General features: G+C 73.0%; 18 protein-coding genes. 11 read left to right on the forward strand and 7 right to left on the reverse strand.

The window, feature by feature from the left end:
* Positions 1-191 precede the first annotated feature (191 nt).
* From ACFYVL_RS36710 to ACFYVL_RS36745, 8 genes are all read left to right on the forward strand, one after another.
* A complete protein-coding gene (locus ACFYVL_RS36710) occupies positions 192-1,133 on the forward strand; it encodes a PrsW family intramembrane metalloprotease (RefSeq protein WP_389252869.1) in 942 nt (313 codons plus the stop codon).
* Positions 1,134-1,586: 453 nt separating this feature from the next.
* On the forward strand, positions 1,587-2,813 hold the full coding sequence (locus tag ACFYVL_RS36715; RefSeq protein WP_389252871.1) for a hypothetical protein: 1,227 nt from the start codon (positions 1,587-1,589) through the stop codon (positions 2,811-2,813).
* A gap of 94 nt (positions 2,814-2,907) precedes the next feature.
* The gene (locus tag ACFYVL_RS36720; RefSeq protein WP_389253028.1) at positions 2,908-3,876 is read left to right on the forward strand and encodes a diiron oxygenase; all 969 of its coding nucleotides are present in this window, start codon (positions 2,908-2,910) and stop codon (positions 3,874-3,876) included.
* Between the two features lie 345 nt (positions 3,877-4,221).
* A complete protein-coding gene (locus tag ACFYVL_RS36725; protein ID WP_389252873.1) occupies positions 4,222-5,226 on the forward strand; it encodes a PDR/VanB family oxidoreductase in 1,005 nt (334 codons plus the stop codon).
* Between the two features lie 61 nt (positions 5,227-5,287).
* The gene (locus ACFYVL_RS36730; RefSeq protein ID WP_389252875.1) at positions 5,288-5,989 is read left to right on the forward strand and encodes a glutamine amidotransferase; all 702 of its coding nucleotides are present in this window, start codon (positions 5,288-5,290) and stop codon (positions 5,987-5,989) included.
* Positions 5,990-6,453: 464 nt separating this feature from the next.
* Positions 6,454-9,510 carry a BTAD domain-containing putative transcriptional regulator gene (locus ACFYVL_RS36735; RefSeq protein WP_389252877.1) on the forward strand — a complete coding sequence of 1,019 codons (3,057 nt, stop codon included), beginning with the start codon at positions 6,454-6,456 and terminating at the stop codon, positions 9,508-9,510.
* A 258-nt stretch (positions 9,511-9,768) separates the two neighbouring features.
* Entirely contained in the window at positions 9,769-10,974 is a 1,206-nt protein-coding gene (locus tag ACFYVL_RS36740) for an NAD(P)/FAD-dependent oxidoreductase (protein WP_389252879.1), read from the forward strand.
* Positions 10,971-11,891, forward strand: a complete 921-nt coding sequence (locus ACFYVL_RS36745) for an RNA polymerase sigma-70 factor (RefSeq protein WP_389252881.1) — start codon at positions 10,971-10,973, stop codon at positions 11,889-11,891. Before ACFYVL_RS36740 ends, ACFYVL_RS36745 begins: the two co-directional genes overlap by 4 nt.
* A gap of 37 nt (positions 11,892-11,928) precedes the next feature.
* On the opposite strand, the gene ACFYVL_RS36750 is transcribed toward ACFYVL_RS36745, so the two are convergent.
* Positions 11,929-12,894 (reverse strand): pirin family protein, encoded by a 966-nt coding sequence (locus ACFYVL_RS36750; RefSeq protein WP_389252883.1) that lies wholly within the window; start codon positions 12,892-12,894, stop codon positions 11,929-11,931.
* 160 nt (positions 12,895-13,054) lie between these two features.
* On the opposite strand from ACFYVL_RS36750, the gene ACFYVL_RS36755 reads away from it, so the two are divergent.
* On the forward strand, positions 13,055-13,426 hold the full coding sequence (locus ACFYVL_RS36755) for a tetratricopeptide repeat protein (protein WP_389252885.1): 372 nt from the start codon (positions 13,055-13,057) through the stop codon (positions 13,424-13,426).
* A gap of 268 nt (positions 13,427-13,694) precedes the next feature.
* Here ACFYVL_RS36755 and ACFYVL_RS36760 read toward each other — a convergent pair whose 3' ends face one another.
* Positions 13,695-14,870, reverse strand: a complete 1,176-nt coding sequence (locus ACFYVL_RS36760) for a methyltransferase (protein ID WP_389252887.1) — start codon at positions 14,868-14,870, stop codon at positions 13,695-13,697.
* A 649-nt stretch (positions 14,871-15,519) separates the two neighbouring features.
* Positions 15,520-17,037 carry an MFS transporter gene (locus tag ACFYVL_RS36765; RefSeq protein WP_389252889.1) on the reverse strand — a complete coding sequence of 506 codons (1,518 nt, stop codon included), beginning with the start codon at positions 17,035-17,037 and terminating at the stop codon, positions 15,520-15,522.
* Between the two features lie 120 nt (positions 17,038-17,157).
* Between ACFYVL_RS36765 and ACFYVL_RS36770 the strand changes: the two genes are divergently transcribed.
* Both ACFYVL_RS36770 and ACFYVL_RS36775 read left to right on the forward strand, forming a co-directional pair.
* Positions 17,158-18,180: an Lrp/AsnC family transcriptional regulator gene (locus tag ACFYVL_RS36770; RefSeq protein ID WP_389252891.1), complete on the forward strand. Its 1,023-nt coding sequence runs from the start codon at positions 17,158-17,160 to the stop codon at positions 18,178-18,180.
* A 64-nt stretch (positions 18,181-18,244) separates the two neighbouring features.
* A complete protein-coding gene (locus ACFYVL_RS36775) occupies positions 18,245-18,694 on the forward strand; it encodes a nucleoside deaminase (RefSeq protein ID WP_389252893.1) in 450 nt (149 codons plus the stop codon).
* A gap of 31 nt (positions 18,695-18,725) precedes the next feature.
* Here ACFYVL_RS36775 and ACFYVL_RS36780 read toward each other — a convergent pair whose 3' ends face one another.
* The 4 genes from ACFYVL_RS36780 to ACFYVL_RS36795 all read right to left on the reverse strand — a co-directional run bounded on the left by ACFYVL_RS36780 (position 18,726) and on the right by ACFYVL_RS36795 (position 23,960).
* Positions 18,726-19,595, reverse strand: a complete 870-nt coding sequence (locus ACFYVL_RS36780) for a winged helix-turn-helix transcriptional regulator (protein WP_389252895.1) — start codon at positions 19,593-19,595, stop codon at positions 18,726-18,728.
* 166 nt (positions 19,596-19,761) lie between these two features.
* The gene (locus tag ACFYVL_RS36785) at positions 19,762-21,651 is read right to left on the reverse strand and encodes an ABC transporter ATP-binding protein (RefSeq protein ID WP_389252897.1); all 1,890 of its coding nucleotides are present in this window, start codon (positions 21,649-21,651) and stop codon (positions 19,762-19,764) included.
* A 204-nt stretch (positions 21,652-21,855) separates the two neighbouring features.
* Positions 21,856-22,770, reverse strand: a complete 915-nt coding sequence (locus ACFYVL_RS36790) for a LysR family transcriptional regulator (RefSeq protein ID WP_389252898.1) — start codon at positions 22,768-22,770, stop codon at positions 21,856-21,858.
* Positions 22,767-23,960: a glycine C-acetyltransferase gene (locus tag ACFYVL_RS36795; RefSeq protein WP_389252901.1), complete on the reverse strand. Its 1,194-nt coding sequence runs from the start codon at positions 23,958-23,960 to the stop codon at positions 22,767-22,769. The genes ACFYVL_RS36790 and ACFYVL_RS36795 overlap by 4 nt, the downstream gene beginning before the upstream one ends.
* Positions 23,961-24,028: the final 68 nt, after the last annotated feature.

The following is a 24,028-nucleotide window of genomic DNA, read 5'->3' on the forward strand; positions in this document are numbered from 1 at the left end:
TGACGCGTCCGCCACCCGTCCGGCCCATGTCAGCGCACCGCGCCACCGTCCCGGCTGCCAGGCTGGCAGCGTGCCTCCCGCCCGCACCCGCAGGAGTTCCCCGCCCGGCTCCGCCCCCTGAGCCCCCGGATGAGCAGGTCCTGAGGGCGGGCACGGCACGTCCGCCCCCGCGACCGGACCGAAGAGGTGCCATGAGCCAGCAGGCCGAGCCCGGACCGACCGCCCCTGCCCCGCCGAAGCCCGGCCTGTGGCTGCGCTGTCTGCTGGGCGGCCTCGCGCTGTGGCTGCTGACGGCGGTCATCACGTACACGACGAAGAACACCAATCTCCTGCCCACCCTGATCCTGCTGGGCAGCTTCCTCGTGCCCGGTGTCTTCGCGCTGTGGGCGTACGAGAAGCACGGGCGCGACCTGGGCGTCAACGTCCTGCTGCGCTGCTTCGTCGTCGGCGGCATCCTCGGCGTGCTCGGCGCCTCGGTGGTGGAGTCGTACCTGCTGCGCCCCTCGGTGTGGATGTTCGCGGGGGTCGGCCTGATCGAGGAGGCCGTGAAGCTGCTGGCCCTGATGTACGTCGTACGGCACTACCGGCAACTGCGCGGTCTGCGCGCGGGGCTGGTGCTGGGCGCGGCGGTCGGGTTCGGCTTCGCCGCCTTCGAGAGCGCCGGTTACGCGTTCAATGCCGCGCTCACGCTGGACGGGCTCGACCTGCGTTCGCTGCTGGAAACGGAGGTCCTGCGGGGTCTGCTCGCTCCGTTCGGGCACGGCCTGTGGACCGCCATCGCGGGCGGGGTCCTGCTGGCGCACCGCCGGACGAACGGCCGCTACCGGCTCGGCGGCCCGGTCCTCGGCACCTACCTGGGCGTCTCGCTGCTGCACGCGCTGTGGGACTCGATGCACGGCATCGCGGTGTGGCTGGTCGCCCGCCTGTCCCCCGCCGACGAACTGCAGCGCTCCCTGTTCGCCCAGGGCTACATCCCCCGGCCCACCGCCGAGCAGAAGCACCTCTTCACGCTGTTCTCCGACGGCGGGCTGATCGTGGTGTCCCTGGTGGGCATCGCCTGGCTGCTCTCCCTGGCCCGCTCCGGCCGCACGGCCCCGTCCGCCCCGGGGACTCCGTACTCCCGCACCCGCTGACCGGCGCCCCTGGCCGCCCGCCCCGGTGGCGGGAGGGGCCGGTGCGGCGGCAGGTGTACGGCTGAGGCCGTCCGGCCCGACGGGAGCAACCGTCGGGCCGCTCCGCGCGGTCCGCTGCAACGAGTTCTGCAATAGGTGCTGCAACCCGCTCACGCACGATGGGTACTTCGCCGCGTGGGGCGGGCACCGAGGTGCTCCCCGGCCGGCGGGCGCAGTCTCCGAAGAGCAGTGGCGTCGCCCCAGGCGGACCCGCACGGTCCGGCCGTGCGGCGGCCGGTCCGGCGCCGGGGCTGCGAGCCGATTCGCGAGGCACGGTACCGGGTCCGGGCGATTTTCCCGGCCCCGGTCCGCCGACCGCGGCAGCTTCGCGGAACGGCGTCGACCGGTGTGCGTGCACAGCTGCGTCGCACCGTGGACAGCAACGACCGACCACCTACTCGGGAGCACACGAGAATGCACATTCTCACTGGAGTGAACATGATGTCCAAGGAGCTCGTCCTCGTCCACGCGGAGGAGGACAAGCTCGTCACCGTCGCACTCGAAAGCCTCGACGGCTGGCAACCCGCGAGCCTCCAGCACTCGTGGATAGCCGCCGACGAGGAGACGGTGTACATCGCCACGGACGCCATCCCGCCCTTCAACGGGTCCATCGTGGTGCTGCACCTGAACGGCATCGACTGGGACGGCGGCAGCGCCGACGTCGAGGTCCGGCAGATCGTCCCGCTGGACGTCTCCGGCACCCCGTCCGACATGCCGAACCTCAAGCAGACCTCGCCGAACCAGCCGATCATGCCGTGGACCAGGCCGCTGTACACCCAGACGCACGGGCCGACCTTCCTGCCCCGTTCCCGGTTCACGTACATCACGCACTACACGGACGACCGGGTCCGCGGTTTCAGGATCCGGCACGACGGCACGCTGGAGCAGCGCGTCCTGTACTCGGACCGCAGGCTGACCCGGCAGACCCACGGGGTCAACTTCAACCCGAAGGGCACCGTCGGGCTGGGCGTCGGGTACGACTACGACATCGGCGAGGTGCGCGTCTACCGGCCCGACCGGCACACCGGCAAGGTCGAGGCGACGCACACCATCACCCTGGGCACGGAGATGGAGTACGGCGCGTTCGCGCACTACGCCCAGTGGATCGACAACCGCTACGCGTACATCGGGGCCATGCAGATCGGCTCCACGTCCAGGACGCCCCAGGGGGCCACGGTCGTCGGACCGAGCGTCTGGCTGATCGACACCGACCTGGACACCGCCGAGATGGTCATCGGCCACACCCGTACACCGGGCGGCGCGGGCATGTACAGGTCGCCCTCGGACCTGGCCATCGCCAAGGACAAGCTGTACGTGGCGGAGGAGGACTCGTGGGGTCCGCAGTTCGACAGCCCCTTCAACTACGGGCGCGACGGCTACATCTCGATCTGGGACATCCAGGACCGTGCCCACCCCCGCTTCCTCAAGCGGATGCGCCCCGGCCGGGAGCTGCCCGCCGACTTCCGCAACGCCCACACCGCCACGGCCATGGTCGACGAGGACTCGGTGTTCGTCTCCAGCTTCGTGAGCGACCACCTCGTGCGTATCGACACCAACACGGACAAGGTGGCCAAGATCTACGACCACGACGACGGACTGATGATGTTCCACGGGGAGTTCGCCGCCGGGCGGAACCGCTGAGCGCGCACCGTGCCACGACCGCAAGCAGCGTGACGAGAAAGCCCGAAGAAGCAGACCGCGGCAGCGTTGCCGCATTGGAGTCGTACTCGTGATCATGGACGAGGGCCTGGATCCCCGGGCCGCCGAGACCGATGAACTGTCCCACACCAAGATCATGCTCGGGCGTCTGGCCACCAGTTGGCCCCGGCGCGCATATGTGAAGAAGCAGGAGCTGGAGCCGTTCTTCGAGGCGGACAAGGAGGACTTCCTCGAAAGCCTCCTGCCGTTCCGGAACATGCCGCAGTACAGGTCGAGTACGCCGGAGATGAAGTCCCGTGTGCTGAGCTGCGGTTGGCTGATGTACAACGCCAAGACCACGCAGATCGAGACGGAGATCGTGAATCCGACCTGTCTCGACATCCTCGGCGGGGCGATGCCAGGTCTCCGTTCCGACGACTCGCAGATGGCGGTGTGCGAAACGATGGTGGACGAGGTCTACCACGTCCACCTCGTGGAGCAGGCGAGCCGGCTGACGCGTGCCCGGCGCGGGCTGGCGGACCTGGAGATTCCGCAGTTCAACCTGGTCCGCCACATGCGCGACCGCCAGCAGCGGTCCACCGAGCCGTGGCAGGGGCGAATGGTCCAGTTCGCCACCGCGGTGGTGTCGGAGATCTTCATCAGTGACTATCTGCATCTGCTCAGCGAGAGCGAGGAGATCCAGTCCTTCAACCGGATGACGGTGGCGGCGCACCGGCACGACGAGATGGTGCACAGCCCGCTGTTCAGGTCCCTGGCGCAGCTCTTCGCGCACGAGTTGACGGAACAGCAGCGCGCCGCCTTCGCCGACGTGCTCGCCGAGCCGGTGGTCTGGTTCGCGGACCGGGAACTGGACGTCTGGCTGTCGATGCTGCGGCAGATCGGGTTCCCGCAGGCCGACGAGATGATCCGGGACTGCCGGAGCCTGGGAGCCGCCGATCTGACGTCGCTGAACTACGCGGAGATCGTCTCGCTCGCCGAGGAGATCGGTCTCCTGGACTCCGCCGCGGCCCGTGAGAGTTTCGCCCGGCAGGGTCTGATCTCCTGACCGAGCGGGTCCGGTGCGGCGCCATGACCGCACCGGGCCCGCTCTCCCCCGCACGGCCGCACGCACGCACCGCCGGTCCCTACGCACCACCGATCCCTACGCACCACGAGTGCTCTCGCGCTTCCCGCGGGCGCTCTCGCGCCACCCGCCGGTGCTTTCGCGGCGCCTGCCGGTGCTTTCGGGGCGCTTGCACAAGCACCACGGGTGCTTCCGCGGTACCCGCACGCACGTGGTCCCGGCCCTCGCGCCGGACCTGAGTGCCCGCACGCCCGGCCCTCGCGCCGTCCCGTCCCCGCTTCTCCCCACTTCCCTCCCAGTCGCACAGAACGCAGGAGCCAGCAGGACATGTCCGTTGACATCGCAGACCTGGCGGCGCCGAACGCGCCCGCATCCCGTGAGGAACACACCGCCGTCCTACGCGTCGGCGAGCGGGTGAGGGCCGCCGACGGCGTGGTCACCCTCACCCTCGTCGATCCGGCCGGGGGCGAACTGCCCCGCTGGACGCCGGGGGCCCACATCGACCTGATAATTCCCGAAATCGACCTCGTACGGCAGTACTCGCTGTGCGGCAACCCGGACGACCGGTACGCGTGGCGCGTCGCCGTCCTGCGCGAACCGAACGGCCGCGGCGGCTCCCGCCATGTGCACCAGGAGATCGGCGCCGGCACGGACGTCCTGGTCCGCGGGCCGCGCAACCACTTCCCGCTGGAACCGGCCGCCCGCTACCTCTTCGTCGCCGGCGGCATCGGCATCACCCCGATCCTGCCGATGATCGCCGCGGCCGAGGCGGACGGGCGGGACTGGCAGCTGCTCTACGGCGGCCGGACCCGGGAGTCGATGGCCTTCCTCGACGAACTGAAGCCCTACGGCGACCGGGTGACGATCCACCCGCAGGACGAAGCGGGGCTCCTCCCGCTGGCGACGGTGCTCGACCCGCCGAGGGAGGACTGCCTGGTGTACTGCTGCGGGCCGGAACCCCTGGTCGCCGCCGTGGAGAACGGCTGCGCCGGCTGGCCGGCCGACAGCCTGCGCACCGAGCGCTTCCGGGCCCGGCCGGTGCCGCCCGAGGAGGCGGACCGGGCCACCGCCTTCGAAGTGGTGTGCGGCCGCTCGGACCTGACCCTGACGGTCGCCCCGCACGAGTCGATCCTCGACGTGGCCGACCGCGCGGGCGTACCGACCTTCGCGGCCTGCCGCGAAGGCATCTGCGGCACCTGCGAGACCGGTGTCGTCGAGGGGACCGTCGAACACCGTGACTCCGTCCTGACCGACAGGCAGAAGGCGTCCGGGGACACCATGATGATCTGCGTCTCCCGGGCCTGCGGGACCCGGCTCGTGCTGGACCTCTGACCACGCAAGCACCACCGGCCGCAGCGGTCCGGTGCACCTCGCCCTCCCGGAGATGATCCCCATGACAGAAGCCGTGGCCATCCGGCACGTCGCCTTCGAGGACCTCGGTTCCTTCGCGCAGGTGCTGCTCGAACGCGGTATGAACGTCAGCTACGTCGACGCCGGCAAGGGCCGGCTCCGCAGCCGGGTGGAACGGCGCTCGCCGCGGCTGCTCGTCGTCCTCGGCGGGCCCGTCGGCGCCCTCGACACCGATGCGTACCCCTTCCTGGAGGAGGAGTTGGCGCTGATCCGGGCCAGGCTGTCCCGTGCGGAACCAGTGCTGGGCATCTGCCTGGGTGCCCAGCTGATCGCCGCCGCGCTGGGTGCCAAGGTCTACCCGGCCGAGGCGAAGGAGATCGGCTGGGGCCCGGTCGAACTGTCCGAGGAGGGGGCCGGGTCACCCCTCGCCGGGCTGACCTCCCCGGTGCTGCACTGGCACGGCGACACCTTCGACCTGCCGACGGGGGCCACGCACCTCGCCTCCACCCCGGTGTGCACGAACCAGGCCTTCGCGGTCGGGCGCACCGCGCTCGGGCTGCAGTTCCACGTGGAGGTGCTCGGTTCCGCCATCGAGTCCTGGCTGATCGGCCACGCCCACGAGATAGGGCAGGCACCCGGGGTGTCCGTCGAGGGAATCCGGGCGGACACCCACCGGTACGCGGGACAGCTGGAGAGCCGCAGCAGGACGTTCCTCGACCGCTGGCTGGACGAGGCGCTGGCGTAGCAGGTCCGCAGCGGGGACGGCCCGCGGCGAACACCCCCTTCTGGGACAGGAGCGCCGACGCATGACCGCGATTTTGCCATTCGCGGGCATCGTCGGCGCCCGCCCCTGCGTCTTCCCTGAGGAGTGACGCTGAAGGTCTCCCGCACGAGAGGCCCGTGCGCCCGCTGTCGCCGACAGGTCGCAGACACGGCCGGATCGACGCCCCGGCGGGCCACTCCAGCACCCCCGTCACGTGGCGCGACGGCTCCGCCGCACTTCCCCTCGGCCGGAGAACCTCGCACCGCCTGCACGGTCGGCCGGGGTGGCGGCACCGCCTCCTCGTGCGGGTCAAGGGCGCGGGACGGGTACGCGGCGCCGGCCACGGCCGGTGCGCGGGGGCCGCCCCTCGGGTGACCGGCGGGAGTACCGCCGGTGAGGGTGACGAGGACTGCTTCACGGGGGTGACGTCGATGGAAGGCCGATCGATGTCCGGAAAGCTCAGGTTCGATCTGCTCGGCCCGTTACGGGTTTGGCGCGACGGCGAGGAACTGGACGCGGGGCCGGTGCAGCAGCGGGTGATGCTCGCCGTACTGCTGCTGAACGCCAACCGTCCGGTGTCCCGGGGGAAGCTGATCGAGGCGGTGTGGGGGGCCGCGGCCCCCGGGCGGGCCGTCAATCTGCTCCAGCGGCACGCCGCCGGACTGCGCCGGGTACTGGAACCCGGCCGCCCGGCCCGCGCGCCGTCACGTCTGCTGAACTGGACCGAGGCCGGCTACGTGCTCACGGTGCCGCCCGGCGGGCTGGACCGGGAGGTGCTCACGGGGCAGATGGAACGCGGGCGCTCCGCCCGCGCCGCCGGGGACCTGCGCGCGGCGGCCGAGGCGCTGCACACCGCGTTGCGGATGTGGCGGGGCAGGCTGTGCGAGGGGCTGGCCAGCCCGCTCCTGGACGCCGAGCGGGACCGGCTGGAGGAGCACCGGCTGGGGGTGCTGGAGGAACGCATCGAGGTCGATCTGGCGCTGGGGGCCGACACCGATCTGGTGGGCGAGCTGCGCCGGCTGATCGCCGCGCACCCGCTGCGGGAGCGGCCGCACGCCCTGCTGATGCGCGCCCTGCACCGCTCGGGCAGGCAGGCCGAGGCCCTGCAGGCGTACCGGGACGCCCACCGGCTGCTGACCGAGGAGCTGGGCATCGAGCCGGGCGCGGAACTGCGCCGCGTGCACGAACAGATCCTGGCCGCCGACACCGCGCTCGACCCGCCCGCCCCCACCCCCGAGGTGCCCGCCGTACTTCCCCCGCCCGAGGACCGCCCGGAGCAGGGGGCCGCACCGCGGGCGCGGGGAAACCTGCCCACGGAGCTGACCAGCTTCGTGGGCAGGCAGCGCGAACTGGACGGGGTGCGCGACCTGTTGGCGGCGAGCCGGCTGGTGACGCTGACCGGGGTGGGCGGCGTGGGCAAGACGAGACTGGGGCTGCGTGCCGCCCTCAACCATCGGCCGGACTTCCGGGACGGCGTGTGGCTGGTCGAACTGGCCGGACTCTCCGACCCCGGACTCGTCGCGCACGCGGTGGCCGAGGCACTGGACGTCCACGTCCAGACGGGCGGCACCCCCCTGGCCTCGCTGGTACGGCATCTCCGGGACCGCGAGGTGCTCCTGGTGCTGGACGACTGCGAGCACGTGCTGCACGCCTGTGCCGTGCTCGTCGACGCCCTGCTCAAGGCCGCCACCCGTCTGCGGGTGCTCGCCACGAGCAGGCAGCCGCTGGCCATCGACGGTGAGCACTTCCTGCCGGTGGCACCTCTGCGGGTGCTGCCGGAGGCCGCCCGTGGCCGCGAGGATTCGGCCGGGACCGGGGCGGCGCCGGACGAGGAGTCGGCCGCCGTCACCCTGTTCGCGCACCGGGCGCGGGCCGCGGTCCCCTGCGGATTCGCCATGTCGCCGGAGATCAGGGCGACCGTGACCCGGATCTGCCAGCGGCTCGACGGCATTCCGCTGGCGATCGAGCTGGCGGCCGGGCGGCTGCGGACGCTCTCCCCCGAACAGCTGCTGGCCCGGCTCGACGACCGCTTCAGGGTGCTGGCGTCGGCCCGGCCCACCGCGCTGCCGCGCCACCAGACCCTGCAGGCGACGGTGTGCTGGAGCTTCCATCTGTGCACGGACGACGAACGGTTGCTCTGGGTGCGGCTGTCGACCTTCACCGACAGTTTCGACCTGGAGGCGGCCGAGGCGGTCTGCGCGGGCGACGACCTCCCCACCGGGGAGATCCTCGACCTGGTCGACGGGCTGGTCGACAAATCGGTACTGATCCGTGAGCGGTCGGCGGGCGGCATCCGCTTCCGGCTCCTGGAGACGCTGCGCGAGTACGGGCGACGGCAGATCCGCGACGGCGACCGGCGGATCGCGCTGCGCCGTCGCCACCGGGACCACTACCTGGCGCTCGCCGAGCAGGGCGAGCGGGAGTGGTTCGGCTCCGGGCAGGCGGTCTGGGCGGACCGCCTGCGCTCGGAGCACGCCAACTTCCGCGAGGCGCTCGGCTTCTCCTTCGCCACGGCGGGGGAAGGCCCGGCCGGCGCCCGGCTGGCCGCCGCCCTGTACTTCTACTGGATCGCCTGCGGCTACGTGGAGGAGGCGCAGCGCTGGCTCGACCGGGCGCTGCGCCTGACCCGGGAGCCCTCGGGGGAACGCGCGAAGGCCCTGTGGGTGATGAGCCGGATCGCGTACCTGCGCGGGGACCTCGCCGCGAGCGTGACTCGCTCGGCGGAGTGCCGGGAGGTGGCCGGGCGGCTCGGTGACGACGCGGCGATGGCCCACGGCACGCACATGGCGGGCGCCGCCGCCCTGCTCCGCGACGAGCCGGGGCACGCGCGGCTGCTGCTCGAAGAGGCCCTCGACCACTACTCCGCGCTCGGCGCCACGGACAGCATGGTGATCATGGCGCAGGCGCAGCTCGCCATGGCAAGCGTCTTCCTGGGCGAGCCGGACCGGGCAGTCGAGCTCTGCCGGAAGGCACGCAGCACGTGCGCCGCCCACGACGAGAGGTGGACCCTCTCCTACGTCCTCTACGTACAGGCCTTCGCCGAGTCGGCGGACGGTGACCGGGCGGTGGCGGCCCGGCACGCGAGAGAGTGCCTGCGCATGAAGCGGGACTTCCGCGACCGGCTGGGTGCGGCCATGACCGTCGACCTGCTGGGCTGGATCGCCGCCGCCGACGGGACGGACCGCCGGGCGGCCCTGCTGCTCGGGGCGGCGGCGGAGCAGTGGACCACCATCGGGGTGCCCTGGTTCGGCTCGGCGTACTGGCGGGCCCCGCACGACGAGGGGGTACGCCGGGCCCGGGAGTCCCTCGGCCGCACGGCCTGCGACACCGCCCTGCGCCAGGGCGCCCAACTGCCCTCGGAGAGAGCGGTCGCCTACGCCCTGGAGGAGTGCCCGCCGGTCGCCCCGCCCACCCCTGGAGCAGGGACCGCGACGCCACTGGAATCCTCCCGGACAGCCCCCGCGACGGCCACCGCACCCCCACCGGCGCCCGCGCGGGCGTAAGGAGCCCGACACCACCGACGGCTCTCGGCCCTGGTCATCCGGCGAGCGATCCGCGGGGCACGGCGGCTGTGTGGGCGCGTGACCGGATGGACGCGCCGTTCTTGGGGCCGCACGACGCCCCGACCGTCACTTTCTTGCCCGGAGGCTTCTGGCGGACATCGATTCGAGCTGTGGTGCGCGTCACATCAATCTCGTGTCACGGACGGGAGGCCCCCTTCCATCTAGTGGTCATCAGCAGCGATGGAGGAGGACGGAACGATGAGCGCACAGCAGGAGACCGGCATGACGAGCACACACCGTGTGGTGATTCTGGGGGCCGGGTACGCGGGTATGGCCGCGGCCGTCCAACTGGCGGCCCGGGGCAAGCGGCGCGAGGGCGTACAGGTGACCGTGGTCAATGCGCAGGAACGGTTCACCGAGCGCATGCGGCTGCACATGACGGCGACCGGCCGACGGCTCGCCGAGCTGAGCATCCCGGAGATGCTGGAGGGCACGGGCGCGCGATTCGTACGGGGCTGGGTGACGGCGGTGGACGCGGACGCCAAGACGGTGCGGATCGACGACGACCGGGTGCTGCACTACGACACATTGGTGTACGGGTTGGGCAGTGTGGCCGACACGTCGGCGGTGCCGGGGGCCGAGGACCACGCGTACACCCTGAGCAGTGTCCAGGAGGCCGAGTTGCTCGCCGACCGGCTGGGGCGGCTCGGCAGCGGCACGGTGGTGGTCGGCGGCAGCGGACTGACCGGCGTCGAGTCGGCCACCGAGATCGCCGAGCGCCACCCGGAGTTGGACGTCGTGCTGCTGGGCCGGGCCGCGCCCGGTGAGGCCATGACACCCAAGGCCAAGGCACATGTGGACGCCGCACTCGACCGGTTGGGAGTTGAGGTGCGCGCCGGGGTCGAAGTGGTGAAGGTGCTGCCCGGCGGGGTGGAACTGGCAGGCGGGGAGAGCATCGCCGCCGACGCGGTCCTGTGGACGAGCGGGACGCGGGTGTCGCCGCTGGCGGCCGCCGCCGGGCTGACCGTCGACCGGCGCGGACGCATCGTCACCGACGCCGCACTGCGGTCGGTGTCCCACCCGGACGTGTACGCGATCGGCGACGCGGCCGCGATCCGCCAGGGCTACGGCGTGATGCACGGCACCTGCCAGGGCGGCATGCCGACCGGGGTGCACGCCGCGCTGTCCGTCGGCCGTGTGCTCAACGGCAAGCAGCCCAAGCCGTTCCGCTTCGGCTACTACCACACGCCGGTGAGCCTGGGACGCGGCGATGCCGTGGTGCAGTTCACCCGCCCCGATGACAGCCCGCGCCGGATCTGCCTGACCGGCCGCATGGCCGTCTGGTACAAGGAGACGGTGACCGCCTCGCCCTGGCCGACCTACGGCCGTATGAAGAAGATGCCCGCCTCGGGCGCGTTCTGGCCCCGCGGGGGCCGCTTCACCCGTGTCGGGGCGGCCCGGTGACCAATCTGCAGGCCCACCCCGACCAGCAGGTCTTCCACGAGCACCGCGGTCTGCTGTTCTCCGTGGCCTACCGCCTCCTGGGCACCGCGGCCGACGCCGAGGACGCGGTCCAGGACGCCTGGATCAAGTGGTCGGCCGCGGACCGCTCGCAGGTGGCCGACGCCAAGGCGTACTTGACGCGGATCGTCTCCAACCTGGCGCTGGAACGGCTGCGTTCGACCCGGCACAAGCGCGAGACCTACGTGGGACCGTGGCTGCCCGAGCCCATCCTCACCGGCGGGGACGCCTCCGAGGCCGCAGCGAACGCCGAGTCCGTGTCGATGGCCATGCTGGTGGTGCTGGAAACGCTCAGCCCGCTGGAGCGCGCGGTGTTCGTGCTCAAGGAGGTCTTCGGCTTCAGCCACGCCGAAATCGCCGAGGCGGTGGAACGTACCGAACCCGCGGTACGTCAGGCCGCGCACCGCGCCCGCGAGCACGTACGGGCCCGGCGGCCACGCTTCGCAGCCGACCGGACCCGGCAGCGCGAGGCCACCGAGCGGTTCTTCGCCGCCACGACCGGCGGTGACATCAACACCCTGATGGAACTGCTGTCCCCGGACGTCACCCTGTGGACCGACGGCGGCGGCAAGGTGAAACAGGCGCTGCGCCCGGTTGTCGGCGCGAACACGGTGGCCAACTGGTTCGCGGCCATCGGCACCGTCACCTACCAGGGCGTCGAGCCCGCCGACATGAAGGCCGAACTCGTCGGGATCAACGGCGGGCCGGGCATCGTCTTCAGCGCGCCGGGACGCGTGATCGCCACCGTCACGTTCGACTTCGACGCCGACGGCCGCATCACCGCCATCCACAACGTGGCCAACCCGGACAAACTCCGAGCCGTCGCCGACGGAACCGCTCACGACATGGGGACGCGGTGAGCGTCCCCACCGCGAGCAGCCGGCGCGGAACAGCGGCTCAGCGCACCCTCCCTCGCGGCTTCAGGTGCGTCGGCGGCAGCTCGGGGGCCGGAATCGGAGAGCCGTCGTAGCCCTTCACCTCGCCGAATCTCGTCCCCTTCATCCAGTCCTCGCGGGCCTGCACGATCTCCTCGTGCGAGCGTCCGATCCAGTTCCAGAACATGACCAGCTCCTCCTCGAAGGGCTCGCCGCCCAGGAGCATCAGGCCCGCGTCGGACTCGGCGCGCAGCGGGAGTTCGGTGCGGCCGCAGCCCAGGTACAGCATCGAGCCGGGGCGCACCGGGACGCCGTCCACGTGGGCCTCGCCGGACATCGACAGGACCGCGTACTCGAAGTCCGCGTCGAGCGGGAGGGTGGCCCGCGCGCCGCGGGCCAGGGCGATGTCCGCGCCGACGATCGGGGTGTACGCGGTGCCCGGCGATGCGGCGCCGTCCAGTTCGCCCAGGATCACGGTGGCGGTCAGGCCGGGGGCGGTGACCTGCGGCAGGTCGGCGTGGTGCTGGAAGTGCGGTTCGGTGTGGCGGTGGGCGTCGGGCAGGGCGACCCAGAGCTGTGCGCCGTGCAGCATGCGGGCGTGCGGCCGGGGGGACTCCTCGGAGTGGCTGATGGCGCGGCCGGACGTCATCAGACCGAGTTCCCGGGGGCGGATGGTGGCCAGGCTGCCCGTGCTGTCGCGGTGCAGGACCTCGCCCTCGTGCAGCCAGCTGACGGTCTGCAGGCCCATGTGGGGGTGCGGTGCGACCTGCATCCCGGGCTCGTCGGCGATGTCGTCGGGGCCGTAGTGGTCGACGAAGGCCCAGGCACCGACCATGCGCCGCCCCAGGTTCGGCAGCAGCCGCCGGACCTCGGTGGACTCGCCGAGCTGCACCCGGCGGGGCGAGAGGAGTTCGCGCACCGGCTCGGCGGCGACGAATCCGCGTCCGCCGCAGACGGTGGGCACGGGCTGACGATCGAGATTGCTCATGGCGTCAACGTACTGCCGCCCGGCGAGGTCCGGGGGCAGTGCCGCCGCGGCACCCCCCTGAAACGTAGTGGAATGTTCAACGAACATCGTGTGTTGGAGGGGATGACCGCCTCGGCTCCGGGTCAGGAGCGGGGGCCGCACGAAAGGGCAGGAGCGCACAGTGGACATCCAGGTCAACCTCAACGACGCGTACTACCAGCAGGGCAGCACCGCCGAGCGCTGGGACCGTGCGCAGCTGTTCTTCGACGCGAAGGAGTACGACAAGGCGGCGCGCATCCTCGGCCCGCTGGTCGAGGAGGTCCCGGAGCTGGCCTCGCCGCGGCTGCTGCTGGCCCGCTCGTACTACCACTCCGCCCAGCTCGGCAAGGCGGAGCAGGAGCTGCGGACGGTGCTGGAGAGCTGGCCCGTCGAGCATTACGCGCAGCTGATGCTGGGCCGCACCCTGGAGCGCCAGGGCCGGCACGACGAGGCGGCGCCGTACCTGCGGACGGCCGCGGCGCTGTCCGGTGACTTCGAGTCGCTGGAGCGCTGAGCGGGACCGGTGGATGGCGGAGCGGGCGGGGGGGCGGGGCCCCCCCCGCCCCCCCCCCCCCGGCGGGCGGCGGGGGGGGCCGCGGGGGGGGGCGCGCCGGACCACGCCGCGGCCCCCCCCCGAGCCGGAGGCGCGGTCGCGGGCGGGGGGGGGGGCGGGGGGGGGCGGGGGGGGGCGGGGGGGGGGGGGTGGGGGGGGGCGGGGGGGGGGCCGCCCCCCCCCCCCCCCTCCGCCATACCGGCCGGGTCCGGGGCGAGACGGGTGGGAGTCAGCGCCTGACCGCGCGCAGGACCACGAACTTCGGGTCGCTCGCGATCACTTCGCAGTTCCCGAAGAGCCTGCGCAGCCGTACGTGGTAGCCGAGGTGGCGGTTGCCGACGACGAGGAGTTCCCCGCCGGGGCGCAGTACGTCGCGCGCGCCCGCGAACATGCGGCGGGCCGTGGCGTCGGTGGTCGCCTGGTGCGAGTGGAACGGAGGATTGTTCAACACGAGGTCGATCGAACCTTCGGAAATCCCCGCCGTGCCGTCGCCCACCGCGAACTCGCCCTTGCCCCGGCCCTCGGGGACGTTGGCCAGGTACGTCGCCTCGGCGGAGGCCACCGCCTGGTAGGACTCGTCGGCGAACAGCACCTCGGCCCCGGGGTGCGCGAGCGCCGCCGCCGTGCCGACGACGCCGTTTCCGCAGCCGAGGTCGAGGATGCGGGCGGGTTCGGCGCTGCCCTGCGGCAGCCGCTCCGGCAGGTGCTTCAGGAAGAACCGGGTGCCGATGTCCAGGCGCTCGGCGCAGAAGATGCCGGCGTGGTTGGTGACCGTCACGCCCGCTCCGGCCCCGGCGTCGGTGTCCAGGGTGTAGGTGAGCGGCCACGGGTCGCCGTTGCGGTCGGGTGACGCGGTGGGCGTACTGAAGATCAGCCGGGCCTTCTTCTCCGCGAGGGAGGTGCGGGTGGGGCCGATGAACCGCTCGAACAGGCGCAGCGTGGAGGTGTGGATCTCCTTGACCATGCCGGTGCCGACGACGACGGAGTTCGGGTGGAGGGCCGGGGCGAGCCGGTGCAGCTGGTCCTCCAGGAGCGCGAGGCTCTTGGGCACCCGGACGAGCAGCACGTCGATCCGCTCGGGCGGGGGGGCCTGGGTGGACAGCAGGCGGAGGGTGTCGGGGTCCGTGCCGTTGCGGCGGAGGTTGGCGCGGGTGCCCTCGCGGCCCAGGTACGAGTCGGTGATCTGGGTGGGGCGGTGTGCGGCCAGTGCGGTGACCAGGGAGCCCCACCGGTCGCCCAGGACGACGACCTCGCCGGAGAGGTCGGTCGCGGGGGTGTCGTCGTCACCCGCCAGGAAGCGCAGCAGGTACTCGTCGGCGGCGTCCCACGCGCGCAGCGTGTCGCGGGGGTCCTCGGGGAAGCGGGCGAGCTCGGACACGCCCCATGACGTCGTCAAACGGTTCATTGTGGGTTCAGGCTAACCCGGCGCGCGGGCCCCGGGGCCGACTCCCCCGTTGCGGCACCCGGCCGGGCCCGTGCTACCGGCCGTCCGGGCGACGCCCCGGCCGGTTCACGCGCCGCGCCGGTGCTGCCGGTTCCCCTCGCGCGCCGGGGGGACGGAACCGGCCCGGCAGGCGCGGCCCCGGGGCGCGCGGCCCCGTCTCGCCTCGAACCCGGCGCCCTTCGATCCCGGCTGGCATCGGGCCTGGCTTGGGTCGGCCTTGGCTCGGGTCGGCTCTGGCTTGGCTTGGGCCAACCCCGGCTCAGGTCGGCCGCGGCTCGCTTCGCCCCCGGCCCTCTTCGGTCCCGGCTCGCTTCGACCCCGGCTTGGGCCTACCCCGGCTTGGGTCGGCCCCGGCTTGGGTCAACCCCGACTTTGGCCGGCCCCGGCTCACGTCGATCCCGGCGCCCTTCGATCCCGGTTTGGGGCAACCCCGGCTTGGGTCGGCCCCGGCTCGCTTCGACCTCGCTCGGCCCCGGCCCAGACCGACCCAGGCCCCGGCTGTCGTCCCCGCCCGGCCCCGGCTCCTGCTCTGTCCCCGCCCCGGTCCTGGCTCCGGCTCCGGCCTCACCCCCGGCTCCGGCCTCGCCCCCGGCCCAACCCCCGGCCCACCTCAGCGTGCCCCCGCCGCCGCCTGCTCCTTGTCCTGCTCCCCCGGGGTCCCGCCCTCGGGCTGTCGTACGGGCTTGAGGAACAGCAGCACCGCGAGTCCCGCCAGGATCCCCGTCGCCCCCGCCGCCAGGGCCGCTCCGTCCAGCCCTGCCGCGAACGCCGCGTGCAGTGCCTCGTCCGGGAGCCGGCCGCGCAGCGCGTCCGCCCCGCCGCCCGCCAGGGCGTGTGCGGCCTCGCGCGCCGACCGTGCGTCACCGGTGACCGCGCGCAGCGAATCCGCCATGCGGGAGGTGACGACGGTGCCGAAGGCCGCCACGCCCAGCGCGTACCCGAGCTGGCGGAAGGTGTTCACCGCGCCGCCCGCCATGCCCGCGTTCCGTGCGGGTACGGAGGCCAGCGCGGCCCCGGCGAGGGCCGGCGAGAGCAGTCCGACGCCGATGCCCACCAGTACGAACCCGGGGACGAGCACGGCCCAGCCGGAGTCCGCGGCGAGCACCGACTGGGCCAGTGCCCCGCCGCCGATCAGCACCAGGCCGCCCCCGATGACCAGGCGCGGCGACGCCCCGTGCAGCAGCCGTCCGCCGATCGCGGCCACCACGAAGGAGGCCACCGCGAGCGGGAGCACCACCAGTCCGCCCCGTACCGGGCTCATCCCCATCAGCGTCTGCAACCAGATCGAGGTGTACGGGAGCACGCCGAAGGCCGCCGCGTTGAACGCCAGCGCGCCCACCATCACCGCGGCGAACGAGGGCCGCCGCAGCAGCCGCAGGTCCAGCAGCGGGTGCGCCGCCCGGCGTTCGACCACGACGAACGCCACGAGGGCGAGCACCGCGACGGTCAGCGTGCTCAGGGTGGTCGTGGAGGCCCAGCCGACGGAGTCCGCGCGTACGACCGCCAGGGTGAGCGCGCCCGCGAAGAGGGCGAAAGCGGCCGTGCCCGCCCAGTCGACCCGCTGTCCGCCCCGGCCGCCCGTCCGGGGCACGTACCGCACCGTCATCCAGACCGCCGCCGCGCTGACCGGCAGGTTCACCAGGAAGATCCACCGCCAGTCCAGGGCCTGGGTGAGCACCCCGCCGAGCACCGGTCCGATGGCCGCCGCGGCGCCGCTCACCGCGCCCCACACACCGAGCGCGACCGAGCGGTCCCTGCCCTGGTAGGAGGCGCCCAGCAGGGACAGTGTCGTCGCGAACATCGCGGCCCCGCCCACGCCCTGGAGGCCGCGCACGGCTATCAGCATCACCGGGCCCGTGGCGAGCCCGCACGCCAGCGAGGCCAGCGCGAACAGGACCGTGCCCGCCACGTACACCCGGCGCCGCCCGGTCACGTCGGCGGCGGCGCCCGCGCCGAGCAGCAGCGCGGCCAGCGCCAGGGCGTAGATGTCGATCACCCACTGGAGCTCGGAGAGCGAGGCGCCCAGCGAACCCGCGATGTCGGGCAGTGCCACGATCACGATCGTCACGTCGAGCAGCAGCATGAAGGTGCCGAGACAGACCGCGGTGAGCGGCCCCCACTTGCGCATGGTGTTCCGTCCTTTCTCCGCCGGGGCGAGGCGTCCCGGGCTGTTCCCGTACGCTCGGCCAAGGCCGCCGGGTTGACCTACCCGGCGGGCACCGATCGACGGAATCCGACTCCAGGGGGTATGCGGACGGTGGATCACCACGCACTCGACGAGCTGGACCAGCGCCTCCTGCACGCCCTGGAGGTCGATGCCCGCGCCTCCTTCAGCCGGATCGCCGCCGTTCTCAGGGTCTCCGACCAGACCGTGGCCCGCCGCTTCAAACGGATGCGGACCGAAGGCCGGGTGCGGGTGGTGGGGGTGCGCGACCACACCGTGCTCGGGCAGGAGTCGTGGACGCTGCGGCTGCGCTGCGCACCGGAGTCCGCCGGGGCGATCTCCCGGGCGCTGGCCCGCCGCCCGGACACCGCGTGGATCGCGCTGACCTCGGGCGGCACCGAGGTGGTCTGCGTGACCCGGGCACGCTCGCGCGGCGAGCACGAGGAACTGCTGCTGGGGAAGCTGCCGCGGACGCCCCGGATCGTGGAGATCCAGGCGTACCAGGCGCTGCACCGGTTCTACGGAGGTCCGGCAGGGTGGTTCGCCAAGAGCACCGCCCTCACGGCCGAGGAGGTGGCTCTGCTGCGCCCCCGGTACGGGGCGCAGGACGGCCCGGGAGCGGACGGGCAGCGGCCCCGCGTCCGTATCACCGAGGAGGACGAGCCGCTCGTCGCCGCTCTGGAGGCCGACGGCCGGGCCTCCTTCGCCGAGCTCCAGAAGCTGACGGGGCGCTCGGAGTCGGCGCTGCGGCGGCGGCTCGACCAGCTCCTGGCGTCCGGGGCGCTCTACATCGACACACAGTTCGACTCGGAGTGGCTCGGTCACGTCAGTGCCGCGATGCTGTGGATCACGGCCGCTCCCGCGGCGCTGGCCTCGGTGGGCGCGGCGATGGCCGCCCACCCGGAGGTGGTGTTCGCGGGCGCGGCGGCGGGCCCGTGCAACCTCCTCGCGGTGGTCCTCAACCGCGACACCGAGGCGCTGTACACCTACCTGACCGAGAAGCTGGGCGTCCTGGAGGGCGTGCAGCACGTGGAGTGCACGCCCGTGCTGCGGCGGGTCAAGCAGTTGATGTACGAGGAGGATCCGGCGGGGCGCAGGTCCTCCTGAGGCGGCGGCGCGATCCCCCGGACACCCGAGGGACGGGAAACACCCGAGAGGCAGGAAGCAGAACATGGATCAGGCACAGGCCCGGCAGTGGCTGGCGACCGCCGTCGAGGAGGCCGCGGCCGGTCTCGCCGAGGGCGGCATCCCGATCGGCGCGGCCCTCTACGGCGCGGACGGCACGTTGCTGGGGCGCGGTCACAACCGGCGGGTGCAGGACGGCGACCCGTCGACGCACGCGGAGACCGCAGCCTTCCGCGACGCCGGGCGGCAGCGCACCTACCGGGGCACCACCATGGTCACGACGCTGTCGCCGTGCTGGTACTGCAGCGGTCTGGTGCGCCAGTTCGGCATCTCGCGGGTGGTCGTCGGCGAGGCGCGGACCTTCCACGGCGGGCACGACTGGCTGGCCGAGCACGGGGTGGAGATCGTCCTGCTCGACGACCCCGGGTGCGTGCGGACGATGCGGGACTTCGTCGCGGCGAGGCCAGAGCTGTGGAACGAGGACATCGGCGAGTGACCGTGCGCGGCCGGTCGGCCTGCCGCGCCGTTCACGGGAGCGCCGCTGCCAGGGCGAGCGCTTCCTCGACGGCCGCGGGGATGTCCGTCACCGGGAACAGCGCGTGCCGCACGGTGCGCTGCGCGTCGACGATCAGGATCAGCCGTTTGAGGCGGAGGTCCTGGCCGGACCGGAAGGTGGGCAGGCGCAGTGCGGCGGCCAGCCGGAGCCGGTCGTCGGAGAGCAGGAGGAACGGCAGGTCCTCGGCGCGGGCGAAGTCCGCCTGTTCGCGGGGAGTCTGGGTGCTCACCCCGCGCACCGCGAGCCCTGCGGCTTCGAACCGCGGCCAGGCGTCGCGGAAGAGCCGGTTCTCCAGGGTGCAGCCGGCCGCTCCCGGCACGTCGGGGCGGGGCGGGCCGCCGGGGACACCGGTGGCGGGGTAGGCGAAGAGGACGGTGGCGCGGGCGTCCGGCGCGACCGTGGAGTGGAGGCCTCCGTCGGTGCCGGGCAGCTCCGGGTCCTCCGGGACGCGGGTTCCCACGAGCTGGTGCACCCGGGCGCTCCCGCCGCCCTCCGGGTCGGCGTTCCCGGTGAGGGTGCCGTCGCCCAGCACCCACCGGTCGGCCCAGTCCTGGAGCGAGACGAGGACCGGGATCAGGCCCCGGCCGCGCTCGGTGAGGACGTACTCGTGGCGGGTGGGGCGCTCCTGGTAGGGGCGGCGCTCCAGCACCTGGTGCTCGGTGAGGGTGGCGAGCCGCTCGGAGAGGACCTTGCGGGAGAGGCCGAGTTCGTGGGCGAGCCCGTCGAAGCGGACGTGTCCGCGGGCGATCTCGCGCAGGACCAGCAGCGTCCACCAGTCGCCGACGACCCCGGCGGCCGTGGCGATCCCGCAGGTCTCGTCGGTCTGGTGCCTGCGGGTCATCGGCTTCCTCGGGGGCGGCGGGGCGGGGTCATCCGCCCATAGTAGGTTCCCTTTCCGTACGGGCCGACGACTGCGCGGCCCCCGCCGATCGGCTGCGCGTCCCCGGCCGACCGGCTGCGCGGCCTCGGCCGGCCGGTTGCGCATCCCCCGGCCGGCCGGTTGCGCGTCAGCCGACCGGGTGCGCCTTCTCCGAGCCGGGCCGCTCGAACTGGGTGCGGTACAGCTGCTCGTAGCGCCCGTGCGCGGCCAGCAGTTCCGTGTGGGTCCCTCGTTCAACGATCCTCCCGTCCTCCACGACCAGGATCAGATCGGCGGCCCGTACCGTCGACAGCCGGTGTGCGATGACGACGGCGGTACGTCCGTCCAGCGCCTCCGCGAGTGCTTCCTGCACGGCGGCCTCGGAGGTGGAGTCGAGGTGCGCGGTGGCCTCGTCGAGGATGACCACCCGCTGCCGGGCCAGCAGCAGCCGGGCGATGGTGAGCCGCTGGCGCTCGCCGCCGGAGAGACGGTAGCCGCGCTCCCCCACGACGGTGTCGAGTCCGTCGGGCAGGGCGGCGATGAGCTCGTCGAGGCGGGAGCGGCGCAGGGCGTCCCAGATGTCCTCCTCGGTGGCGTCCGGGCGGGCCAGCAGCAGGTTGGACCGTACGGACTCGTGGAAGAGGTGGCCGTCCTGGGTGACCATGCCGAGGGTCTGCCGGATGGAGTCGGCGCTGAGGTCGCGGACGTCGACGCCGCCGATCCGCACCGCGCCCGCGTCGGCGTCGTACAGCCGGGGCAGCAGCTGCGCGATGGTCGACTTGCCGGCGCCGGACGAGCCGACGAGGGCGATCATGTGGCCGGGTTCGGCGCGGAAGGACACGTCGTGCAGGACGTCGGTGCCGCCCCGGTTGTCGAGGGCGGCGACGTCCTCCAGGGAGGCGAGGGAGACCTTGTCGGCGGCCGGGTAGCCGAAGGTGACCTTGTCGAACTCGACGGAGACCGGGCCTTCGGGGACCTCGCGGGCGTCCGGCTTCTCGGCGATCAGCGGCTTGAGGTCGAGGATCTCGAAGACCCGCTCGAAGCTGACCAGTGCGCTCATCACCTCGACGCGGGCGCCGGCCAGGGCGGTCAGCGGGGCGTACAGCCGGGTCAACAGCAGCGCGAGCGCGACGACCGCGCCGGGGTCCAGGCTGCCGCGCAGGGCGTAGTACCCGCCGAGCCCGTAGACCAGCGCGAGGGCCAGGGCGGAGACGAGGGTGAGCGCGGTGATGAAGGTGGACTGCACCATGGCGGTGCGGACCCCGATGTCGCGCACCCGTCCCGCGCGGGCGGCGAACTCGGCGGACTCGTCGGCGGGGCGGCCGAAGAGCTTGATGAGGGTGGCGCCGGGGGCGGAGAACCGCTCGGTCATCTGGGTGCCCATGGTGGCGTTGTGCCCGGCGGCCTCGCGCTGGAGCCTGGCCATCCGCGAGCCCATCCGCCGTGCGGGCACCACGAACACCGGCAGCAGCACCAGGGCGAGCAGGGTGATCTGCCAGGAGATGCTGAGCATCACGGCGAGCGTCAGCAGCAGGGTGACCAGGTTGGAGACGACGCCGGAGAGGGTGTTGCTGAAGGCGCGCTGGGCGCCGATGACGTCGTTGTTGAGCCTGCTGACCAGGGCGCCGGTACGGGTGCGGGTGAAGAAGGCGACCGGCATCCGCTGGACGTGGTCGAAGACGGCGGTGCGCAGGTCGAGGATCAGCCCTTCGCCGAGGGTGGACGACAGCCAGCGGGTGCCGAGCGCGAGGGCCGCCTCGACGACGGCGATCAGGGCGATGAGCAGGGCGAGGCGGGTGATGGTGCCCGTGTCGTTGCCCTTGACGATCGCGTCGACCACCCGGCCGGCCAGAACGGGGGTGGCGACCGCGAGCAGGGCGGTGATCACGCTCAGCACCAGGAACTGGATCAGTTTGGCGCGGTGCGGGCGGGCGAACGCGGCGATGCGGCGCAGAGTGGCCCGGGAGAAGGGCCGACGGTCCTCCTGCGCCGTCATCACGCTGTGCATCGATGTCCAGGCGGTGACTTCCATGTCCACGAGGTGCCTCCGGGGGCGCTTGTCCGACGCTCGATTTCCCGTCGGCCGAAGCGGCCCGGGGAACACTGAGCACGCTAGGACCTCAACCGCACTTGTGGTCAACGGATTCCCGCAGCACCCTCCCAACGGGCCTGCGGGAACAACCTGTTCGACCTCCCCGACCGGCCTCCTCGAACCGCCCCGGCCGCCTCCCGGACCGCCCCGTCAGCCGGTGGAGAGCCCGCCCGCGGACGTGACCAGCGCGTCCAGCACCGGACGGATCAGCGGGTGCTCCTCGGCTCCCCGGCGGACGGCGGCGAACACCCTGCGGGTCGCCGCGTGCCCGGTCACCGGGCGTACGACGGCGTCCTTCAGCTCCATGCCGCGCAGCGCGGAGCGCGGCACCAGCGCCACGCCCGCCCCGGCCCCGGCCAGGGCGACCACGGCGCGGAAGTCGTCGGAGGAGTGCTGCAAACGCGGCTCGAAGCCAGCGAGTTCGCAGGCGCGCAGCACCATGTCGTGGCAGGGGTTGCCCGGGTAGGGGCCGATCCAGTCGCTGTCGGCGAGGCCGGAGAGCGCGACATGGGCGCTGTCGCCCAGGGGGTGCCCGGCGGGCAGTACGGCGTCGAAGGGCTCGGCGTACAGCGGAACCCGTGCGAGCCTGCGGTCGTCCTCGCGGGGTGCGCCCCGGTACTCGACGGCGACCGCCACGTCCGCCTTGCCGCCGAGGACCAGCGGCAGGCTCTCGTCGCCCTCCGCGTCCCACACCCGCATCCGGATGCCGGGGTGCTCGCCCGCGAGGCGGCCGACGGCGGGGGCGACGACCTCGGCGATGCCGGTGGCGAAGGAGGCGACCGCGACCTCGCCGGCCGCACCGCCCGCGTACGCGGCGAGTTCGGCCTCGGCGCGCTCCAGCTGGGCGAGCACGGCGTGGGTGTGGGCGAGCAGGATCTCGCCCGCCGCGGTCAGTTCCACCCCCTTGCCGCTGCGGATCAGCAGGGTGTGTCCGGTCTCCTGCTCCAGCGCGTTGAGCTGCTGGGACACGGCCGAGGGGGTCAGGTACAGCACGGAGGCCGCGGCGGTCACCGTTCGGTGGTCCGCCACGGCCCTCAGGATGCGGAGCCGTCTGGGGTCGATCACCCAGCCAGTGTCGCCCGTGCGTCGACGAACGCCGCAATCGCCCTCTCGACGTCGGCGGTGGAGTGGGCGGCGGACAGCTGCACGCGGATGCGGGCCTTGCCCATCGGGACCACCGGGTAGGAGAAGCCGATCACGTACACGCCGCGCTCCAGGAGCAGCTCGGCCATCCGGCCGGCCTCGGCGGCGTCGCCGATCATGACGGGGGCGATGGCGTGGTCGCCGGGCAGGATGTCGAATCCGGCCTCGGTCATCTTCGTACGGAACAGCTCGGTGTTCGCGGCGAGCTTCTCGCGCAGGTCGCCGGCGGACTCCAGCAGGTCGAGGACCTTCAGGGAGGCGGCGGCGATGACCGGGGCGAGGGAGTTGGAGAAGAGGTACGGGCGCGAGCGCTGGCGCAGCAGGGCGACGATCTCGGCGCGGGCCGCGACGTAGCCGCCGGAGGCACCGCCCAGGGCCTTGCCGAGGGTGCCGGTGATGATGTCGACGCGGTCCATCACCCCGTGCAGCTCGGGGGTGCCGCGGCCACCGGCGCCCACGAAGCCCACCGCGTGCGAGTCGTCGACCATGACCATGGCTTCGTAGCGGTCGGCGAGGTCGCAGATCTCCTGGAGCGGGGCGACGTAGCCGTCCATGGAGAAGACGCCGTCGGTGACGATGAGGCGGCGGCGCGCGCCCGCGGTCTCCTTGAGCTTGGCCTCCAGCTCGGCCATGTCGCGGTTGGCGTAGCGGTGCCGGGCGGCCTTGGAGAGGCGGATGCCGTCGATGATGCTGGCGTGGTTGAGGGCGTCGGAGATGACCGCGTCCTCGGGGCCCAGGAGGGTCTCGAAGACACCGCCGTTGGCGTCGAAGCAGGAGGAGTAGAGGATCGTGTCCTCCTGGCCGAGGAACGCCGAGAGCCGGGCCTCCAGCTCCTTGTGGACGTCCTGGGTGCCGCAGATGAAGCGGACCGAGGCCATGCCGTAGCCCCAGCGGTCCAGGGCGTCCTTGGCGGCTGCGACGACCTCGGGGTGGTCGGCGAGGCCGAGGTAGTTGTTGGCGCAGAAGTTGAGGACCTCGGCGGCCTGTCCGTCGGCGGTGACGCCGACGGTCGCGGACTGCGGGCTGGTGATCACGCGCTCGGGCTTGTAGAGGCCGGCCTCGCGGATCTCGTCGAGGGTGGCGCGCAGCTCGTCGCGGACGGACGCGTACATGGAGGGCTCCCTGGGGGTCGCGGTGGAGTGGGTGGCGGTGTCAGTGTCCGCCGGGGCCTGGCGGGTGG

Source organism: Streptomyces sp. NPDC004111, assembly GCF_042874215.1.
Classification (GTDB): domain Bacteria; phylum Actinomycetota; class Actinomycetes; order Streptomycetales; family Streptomycetaceae; genus Streptomyces.

Excerpts from the sequence above, each read along its gene's own strand:
- ACFYVL_RS36735 (WP_389252877.1), top strand. The coding sequence starts at position 6,454 with ATGTCCGGAAAGCTCAGGTTCGATCTGCTCGGCCCGTTACGGGTTTGG.
- ACFYVL_RS36775 (WP_389252893.1), top strand. The coding sequence starts at position 18,245 with ATGGATCAGGCACAGGCCCGGCAGTGGCTGGCGACCGCCGTCGAGGAG.
- ACFYVL_RS36765 (WP_389252889.1), bottom strand. The coding sequence starts at position 17,037 with ATGCGCAAGTGGGGGCCGCTCACCGCGGTCTGTCTCGGCACCTTCATG.
- ACFYVL_RS36725 (WP_389252873.1), top strand. The coding sequence starts at position 4,222 with ATGTCCGTTGACATCGCAGACCTGGCGGCGCCGAACGCGCCCGCATCC.
- ACFYVL_RS36720 (WP_389253028.1), top strand. The coding sequence starts at position 2,908 with ATGGACGAGGGCCTGGATCCCCGGGCCGCCGAGACCGATGAACTGTCC.
- ACFYVL_RS36750 (WP_389252883.1), bottom strand. The coding sequence starts at position 12,894 with ATGAGCAATCTCGATCGTCAGCCCGTGCCCACCGTCTGCGGCGGACGC.
- ACFYVL_RS36760 (WP_389252887.1), bottom strand. The coding sequence starts at position 14,870 with ATGAACCGTTTGACGACGTCATGGGGCGTGTCCGAGCTCGCCCGCTTC.
- ACFYVL_RS36710 (WP_389252869.1), top strand. The coding sequence starts at position 192 with ATGAGCCAGCAGGCCGAGCCCGGACCGACCGCCCCTGCCCCGCCGAAG.
- ACFYVL_RS36730 (WP_389252875.1), top strand. The coding sequence starts at position 5,288 with ATGACAGAAGCCGTGGCCATCCGGCACGTCGCCTTCGAGGACCTCGGT.
- ACFYVL_RS36740 (WP_389252879.1), top strand. The coding sequence starts at position 9,769 with ATGAGCGCACAGCAGGAGACCGGCATGACGAGCACACACCGTGTGGTG.
- ACFYVL_RS36780 (WP_389252895.1), bottom strand. The coding sequence starts at position 19,595 with ATGACCCGCAGGCACCAGACCGACGAGACCTGCGGGATCGCCACGGCC.
- ACFYVL_RS36795 (WP_389252901.1), bottom strand. The coding sequence starts at position 23,960 with ATGTACGCGTCCGTCCGCGACGAGCTGCGCGCCACCCTCGACGAGATC.
- ACFYVL_RS36770 (WP_389252891.1), top strand. The coding sequence starts at position 17,158 with ATGCGGACGGTGGATCACCACGCACTCGACGAGCTGGACCAGCGCCTC.
- ACFYVL_RS36715 (WP_389252871.1), top strand. The coding sequence starts at position 1,587 with ATGCACATTCTCACTGGAGTGAACATGATGTCCAAGGAGCTCGTCCTC.